General features: G+C 61.2%; 6 protein-coding genes. All 6 read left to right on the top strand.

Annotation, left to right across the window (positions count from 1 at the left end; translation table 11 throughout):
* The first annotated feature begins 736 nt into the window (after window positions 1–736).
* The 6 genes from ACIQLF_RS20345 to ACIQLF_RS20320 all read left to right on the top strand — a co-directional run bounded on the left by ACIQLF_RS20345 (window position 737) and on the right by ACIQLF_RS20320 (window position 6,085).
* Entirely contained in the window at window positions 737–1,285 is a 549-nt protein-coding gene (locus tag ACIQLF_RS20345) for a hypothetical protein (protein ID WP_400302602.1), read from the top strand.
* A gap of 141 nt (window positions 1,286–1,426) precedes the next feature.
* Entirely contained in the window at window positions 1,427–1,729 is a 303-nt protein-coding gene (locus ACIQLF_RS20340) for a DUF4193 family protein (protein WP_400302600.1), read from the top strand.
* Window positions 1,730–3,275: 1,546 nt separating this feature from the next.
* Window positions 3,276–4,265, top strand: a complete 990-nt coding sequence (locus tag ACIQLF_RS20335; RefSeq protein ID WP_400302597.1) for a DUF4192 family protein — start codon at window positions 3,276–3,278, stop codon at window positions 4,263–4,265.
* A gap of 819 nt (window positions 4,266–5,084) precedes the next feature.
* Complete coding sequence (locus tag ACIQLF_RS20330) at window positions 5,085–5,339, top strand: glutaredoxin family protein (protein ID WP_400302594.1); 255 nt, start codon at window positions 5,085–5,087, stop codon at window positions 5,337–5,339.
* Window positions 5,336–5,554 (top strand): hypothetical protein, encoded by a 219-nt coding sequence (locus tag ACIQLF_RS20325; RefSeq protein ID WP_400302591.1) that lies wholly within the window; start codon window positions 5,336–5,338, stop codon window positions 5,552–5,554. Before ACIQLF_RS20330 ends, ACIQLF_RS20325 begins: the two co-directional genes overlap by 4 nt.
* A 291-nt stretch (window positions 5,555–5,845) precedes the next feature.
* Window positions 5,846–6,085 (top strand): hypothetical protein, encoded by a 240-nt coding sequence (locus tag ACIQLF_RS20320; protein WP_400302589.1) that lies wholly within the window; start codon window positions 5,846–5,848, stop codon window positions 6,083–6,085.
* Window positions 6,086–6,133: the final 48 nt, after the last annotated feature.

The following is a 6,133-nucleotide window of genomic DNA, read 5'->3' as shown; positions in this document are numbered from 1 at the left end:
GCCGCCCCAGGCCGCCGAACCACCTAAGGTTACCGAGCCGCCCCAGGCCGCCGAACCACCTAAGGTTACCGAGCCGCCCCAGGCCGCCGAACCACCTAAGGTTACCGAGCCGCCCCAGGCCGCCGAACCACCAGAATTGCCGTGGTGGAAGGTCTGCGAGCTCATATTGGTTGTTGGCGATGGTGACCCCAGGGCTCAGAGTTTGTATGAGAAATGCATGGCCGAAATGACACGGCCCTAGTCGCTGGGTCCCCACGATACCAAGGCCTCGATATAGCGGAACAAGGACTTCGGCGTCTTCTGGACGCGAAAGGTTACCAAGATGGAGGCCCGAACTGCAGGAGAACAGTGCTTGGCGCTATGGAATCTGTTCGGTCGGCATGGTTCAGGTGTTGATCCTGGTCAGCTGGCGGTATGGCGGTATATAGATGCAAGGGAGGACCCCAGGGTTTTGGTGATTGGGGTGGATTTTTCCCCGTTTGCGAGTCTGGCTCGGGTTGCATTGGTTTCCAAAGGAGATGTGACAACACCCTCTCAACCGGGTGTCCGACAGTGGGCAGCACAGCACCATGGTCCACTCATTCGCATTGCATCCTGGCCATCATTTCTCCACGGCACACAACACACCACATCGGCAGAAGCTTCGATCGTCATGAAAGTGGACCAGAAAGTTGGGTCCATGATCGGGTCTCCCAGCCCTGGACAATAGCTGGCCACCGACATAAGGAATCAAAACATGAAAATGACCCCGCCGGTGACGGGAACTCTGGAGCTGGCCCACCTTCTTACCAGACGAGGATGGCTCCGCACCACAGAGTTCAATACACCTGATTGCACGGTGTGGGACTATGCGCCCAGCTTGCCTGATCAACTAGCGCCCGAGCAAAAAGGAGCGCCCACAGCCATCTTCTTAGACAACACGGGAGAATCTGAGTTTTATTTTGTGGAACCTGCCACGCGGACTACACAGTGGAACCCTTATTCAAGGAATTTCGATCGGCTGGAAGACCTTATCCAGTGGCTGCCAGTCATTGAAAACTGGCGTGCACCGCGCAGCCATGAACATGAGTCACCCATGGGGTTTGCCCGGCTACGAGCACAGGGTCTCATTACCACCTCAGAGATGATGGAAACCCTTGAACACTTCCCCTATGTCCCTGTGGACCCCGATGCGAAAGTCCCGTCTTTGAGCCGGACAGTTGCAGAAATTCATCAGGCCCATAACGACAAACTTCTGAGCAAAAATGAATTCAAACTGCTTACGCATAATACATTTTCTACCTGACATAATATCAACTATCGGCGTTTCACAATGGCCTGTTGTCTAGGTTAAGTATGATCCATTCGTGATGTGACGAAGATCGGTTGGGCGGCTGGACTTGGTCGGTTCTACACTCGTGAGCCCGACCAAGTGAAAGGAAACCGCATGGCACAGGATTTTGACGAGGTTCGCCCGGATGTCGCCGAGGCCTCGGAGCGGACGCTCAAGGACGTCCGGAAGATGGACGCACCGACCGCCAAGAACGTCCAGGCCGACCTCGAGGAGACGGACCTTTCCGATGGCATCGAGCTGCCCGGCGCGATCGTGCTCGATGAGCTGGTCGTCGAGATCATTCCCCAGGCCAGCGATGAGTTCGTGTGCGGGGAATGCTTCACCGTGAGGCATCGAAGCCAGGCGGCCAGGACCCTGGGTAGCGCCTCGATTTGCCGCGACTGTGGTGACATCTAGCCAGCGGCCCATGCCTGCGGTTTGACCCCGACAGCAGCAACCGGCTTTCGGCCGTGGATGTTGCGGTGAAGGATCTGCAAAGAAGACGCCCTATCCCTTACCTCGGACGTAACTGCTAGCTCCCCTACCGTTTGCTTTCGCGAGGGTGCTGGTTTCCCCCTGGTCAGGCATCCGGCCCGCATCCAGGGATCGTGTTCCTCAAGAGTTCGGCGGGCGTGGTGGCTTGTTCACCGAACGTGGCCCGGCGTGCCGGCACGTGGTGAAGAACATGGGGAAACGTTCCTGCCGGGCGGGATCCGGGATCGGCACGGGCCTCATCGGAGACGGCGTCGCCGGAGAAGGCGTTTGCGATGCGCGCATCAAGAAAAGGCGTGGGGAAGCGGAAGCCCCGGGGGTTGCCCGAGACATGCTCCAAGATCCCCATGGAACCGCAGCACCTGCAGGATCCGGTCGGTGTCGATCTTGGCGCCATTGCCTGGTTAAACATCAGCACGCCCGGCGACGCCGAGGGTGGCTACTCTTGGGGTAGTAGCGACCCGGGGAACCTTGATGGCCAACCACTTCTTGGGGGAAAGCGTGTGGCTCGGTTCCCTCCTGCTGACCAATCAGCGGGAATGGCGTCGTCTGGCGTGCTGGAAATGATTCGCCGGGAACCCCACTCGCAAAGCGTTCCTGGCTTCTCACTGGTCGGCTATCTATCCGATGTGCTACCTACTGTATGCCGGGGAAGTCCGGTGGACAGTAGGCCTTTGGCTACATTTGGTGAGGCAACCTCATGATTTCTTCGGGGACGCTGAAATTTCGTCCGATGCCGCAGGGTTCGGACCAATGAGGCTGGCCATTGGCACGCCCCGCTCCGGTACCGTTCACGCATTGGGCCGTAAGGGTGCCCCGAAGGCGATCATCGGGTCGGAGAATCCAGGAATCCCGACCCTGTGCCCGCCGCTGCCAAGCCCAGGCCCATGACGGGGCAGGGCAGCGTTGGCGACTTCCGGCTTCTGCCCGGTACCCGACCATGGGCGCATCAATGCGGCTTGGTGCGTTCTGTTCGGCGTGTTTGAGCATGGGCGCCATGGATTCCCTTGGGGGTTGTAGCGATGGAGAGGGAGTGTTCCTTAGACAGTGCATCTCGTCTTGCATATGCGGCTGCCAGTTTCAGGCCTCTTGGGTACTCGCTAGCTCGCACCCAAGAAACCGGACGTCCGCTCCGCGGCCGACTCTTGGCCTGATTAGCCTTCGGCGAATCAGGCTGCGGCCTTCGGCCGATCATTTTTTGTTTGCTGTCCTTCGGAGTGTACGGACCGGGGCCAAGCACACAAGCCACTACGCTCCTTCGTCGCTCCGGGCCGGCGGCGGGAAAACTTCTTGACCGCGCTCCTGCGTCGCTTATTTCGGTCAAAAACTTTTCCCGCCGCCGCCCTTCGGGTTGCTGTGCTTGGCCCCGGCCCCGCTCCATTTCATTGCGCCAGCAAACAAAAAACATGGGGGGAGAACCACCGCGGGGCTGGCACCACGACCCCCGAACCCCAGGAGCGAGGACAGAACCATGGACAAGATCACCGCCACCACCATCGCCGACACCGTCGCCGTGGCCATCCACGGGATCGGCTTCACCCCCACCTCCTCGGTGGTGCTGATGCTGATGGAGAACCACACTTTGGCCGCCACCCTGCGCATCGACGCACGCCCCGAAACCCCGGCCGGGCTCTGGGCAGCGGAAATCACGAACTACGTGCACCGCCTCGACACCGTCAACGGGATCCTCCTGCTCAGCTTCGAGGACGACCACGCCATGACCCCGGCCCAATACCGGGCGCTGGACACCGTCCTCACCCTGACCGGACGCCCCATCCGCCACGCCTTGCTCATCCGCGATGGATACGTCATGGACTACGACGGGAACCACAGCGACAAACTCCCGTTTTCCGCCGTCGTCACCTCCAACGCGGCACTGGCCCTGATGCTGGCCACCGAGAGCTACACGAAGCTCGCCGCCGACATCCCGCCCTGCAGCACCGGCACCGCGCTGCCGGAGTTGCAAGAATTCGTTGATGCGGCCCGCCGGATGGACTGCGAGGACAAGGAAACCCGCACCACGGTGCGCTCAACGCTGATCGGCCTCATCATCGGCTACCAGTGCACCGGAACCGTCACGCCGCACGAGGGCGCATGGCTTGCCGGAACCTGCACCCAAAAGGGCATCCGCGACCTGATCTTCGCCTCGCTGGCCACCAGCAGCGACGACATGGACAGCATCAGCGCCGCACTCATGGGCGAAACCGCACCCGAGGACTGGGACTACTTCAGGGACGGAGCCGACGCCATCTACACCGCCCTTGAATACATCCCGCCGGAGCACCGGACCGACCTGCTCGCAGGGCTCGGGTGGACCCGGTGGATCGACGGGAAGGGCAGCGAGGCGATGAACTTCCTGGACCTCGCCCGCGCAACCGACCCCGGCCACCGCCTCACCGAGCTGTTGACCAGACTGATCAGCAGCGGCCACCTGCCCGCCTCGGCCACCACGAAACACTAAGACCATCCACCGGCACCAGCAAACACAATCAGCACCCACGATGGGATGGGATGAGGGAACCACCCTCATCCCATCCCATTACATGTGCGCTCCCCGCAATGATGCACGCCTGAACGCTGACCTTCGCGTTCGGGCAAGACCTCGCGCAGATCCTCTGTGGCAGGGCAGGTTCGGCGCTCACCGATTTCGGCGGCGGCCTCCTCCGCAAGCTCCCCCGGCCGCCGTACCTAGGCGCTCCGCGCCACCAACCACTCAAGCACGGGCGAACCACAGCCTGTTTGCCCACCTGGTGCTGGCATTTCGTCCAAGCTTTTCCCATCACGGGTGGGCGCATCGGCGCAGGTGTCCGTGTTCCGTGGAAGAGTCGCCGTCCCTGCAGTAGCACCCGTCGGCTCTGGCAGTGCCAAGTATTCTCGCCGGAATCCTGTCTATTCCCCGGGTGGCGGTCAGCCACGGAATGTAGATCACTATTGCCAGGATTGAGGGCGCCGGAGGTGCTTGGTGTTTGGCCGTCTGGCCAGTCAGGATCCCGACATCGAGCCGGCGCGATGCCCATCGGGTGAGCGATCCCATCGAATCCCCAAAAAGTCGGCATTGACGGCCATCCCAAGCCTTTGGCGGACCGCCCGTTCCCGCCATCGCCACGGAGCAGAACAAGTCCCGGCAACGAGGATCGCCGCCCCGAGGAGCCTCTGGACGCGCTACATTTCGACGCACGCGAATGGCTTGAAAACCTTGAAAAATCAAGGCAAAAATCTAGTTTACACCCTCATATGAGGGTAGAATTAGGGCATAGCGAAAGAGTGGGAGGAGAGGGCAATGTCCATCACCATCTACACCAAGCCGGGATGCTTCGGATGCCGCAAGACGGCCGAAAAATTCACCGAGGCGCACGTGGCTTTCACGGAAGTCGACCTGACCCAAGTACCGGCCGCCCTGGAGTATGTCACCGAGGAACTCGGCTACTCCCAGGCCCCGGTCGTCGTCGTGGACGACCAGTTCCACTGGTCGGGACTGGATCCGGCCAACATCGACCGGGCGATCGGTTTCATCCGTCAGGAGGTGGCTGGATGAGCGTGAAACCCGCCGCCGACGGGACCCCGCAAAAGCGGTTGAACTTCGATGTTCCCGACGACCTCGCCCGCGAGTTCAAGGCCTATGCCGCGCTCCAAGGGAAAAGCCAGCGGGAGTTGGTGCTCGCCTTCATGCAACGGTGCGTCCGCCGCATGCCGGCCGAATGGGGACACCGACAAGAAGCCGCACCCGTGCCCCCGGACCGGCAACACTAGAGTCGCCAACGCTCCGGCCAACCCGCCACCGAGGACATAGACCGGACCACCAGCACGGGTCGCTTTCTGCCGAATGGTGGTGGCCCGGGCCGAACCACGCGAATCAGAGCATGGGTCCTTCGGAACCCAAATCGTCGGTGGTGCACGATACCTTCGCATCAGCGGGGAACGTCCCGTGTTCCCGCCCTAGGCGGAGGCAACCATGAGCATTTCCAGCGTGCAGCAGCAAACCCACCGCCGCACCACGCCCAGCCGCAACGAGCGCGTGCCGGGGCGTCGGGGGAGTGCGCCATGATCGTTTTGTTGGCTGCGGGGTTCATGGGCATTGTCGTGCTCTGGCAGCTTGTGGTCCATCCGGTCCAAAGTGTGCTGGCGATCAGCCGACTGCTCTGTGGGGCATTCGGAATACTCCTTCTGTTCACCGCACTCGGAAGATTCTGGAACGATGCGTATCTCGAGGCCGCCGGCCTTCTCGGCGGAGCGGTGTTCCTGTTCTGGTGCACCAACAGACTTTCACGGCAAAGCGCTTGAACCATTCGAATCCTTCGGACCGGTATGTCCGACCCGATTTCCACCCGG

The sequence above is a fragment of the Paeniglutamicibacter sp. NPDC091659 genome (genome assembly GCF_044756805.1).
In the GTDB taxonomy this organism is placed as follows: domain Bacteria; phylum Actinomycetota; class Actinomycetes; order Actinomycetales; family Micrococcaceae; genus Paeniglutamicibacter.
The sequence above is the reverse complement of the archived record's forward strand: the minus strand, read 5'-3'. Positions and strand labels throughout refer to the sequence as shown.

Coding starts and splice junctions, on each gene's coding strand:
- ACIQLF_RS20345 (WP_400302602.1), top strand. CDS start 737: ATGAAAATGACCCCGCCGGTGACGGGAACTCTGGAGCTGGCCCACCTT.
- ACIQLF_RS20340 (WP_400302600.1), top strand. CDS start 1,427: ATGGCACAGGATTTTGACGAGGTTCGCCCGGATGTCGCCGAGGCCTCG.
- ACIQLF_RS20335 (WP_400302597.1), top strand. CDS start 3,276: ATGGACAAGATCACCGCCACCACCATCGCCGACACCGTCGCCGTGGCC.
- ACIQLF_RS20330 (WP_400302594.1), top strand. CDS start 5,085: ATGTCCATCACCATCTACACCAAGCCGGGATGCTTCGGATGCCGCAAG.
- ACIQLF_RS20325 (WP_400302591.1), top strand. CDS start 5,336: ATGAGCGTGAAACCCGCCGCCGACGGGACCCCGCAAAAGCGGTTGAAC.
- ACIQLF_RS20320 (WP_400302589.1), top strand. CDS start 5,846: ATGATCGTTTTGTTGGCTGCGGGGTTCATGGGCATTGTCGTGCTCTGG.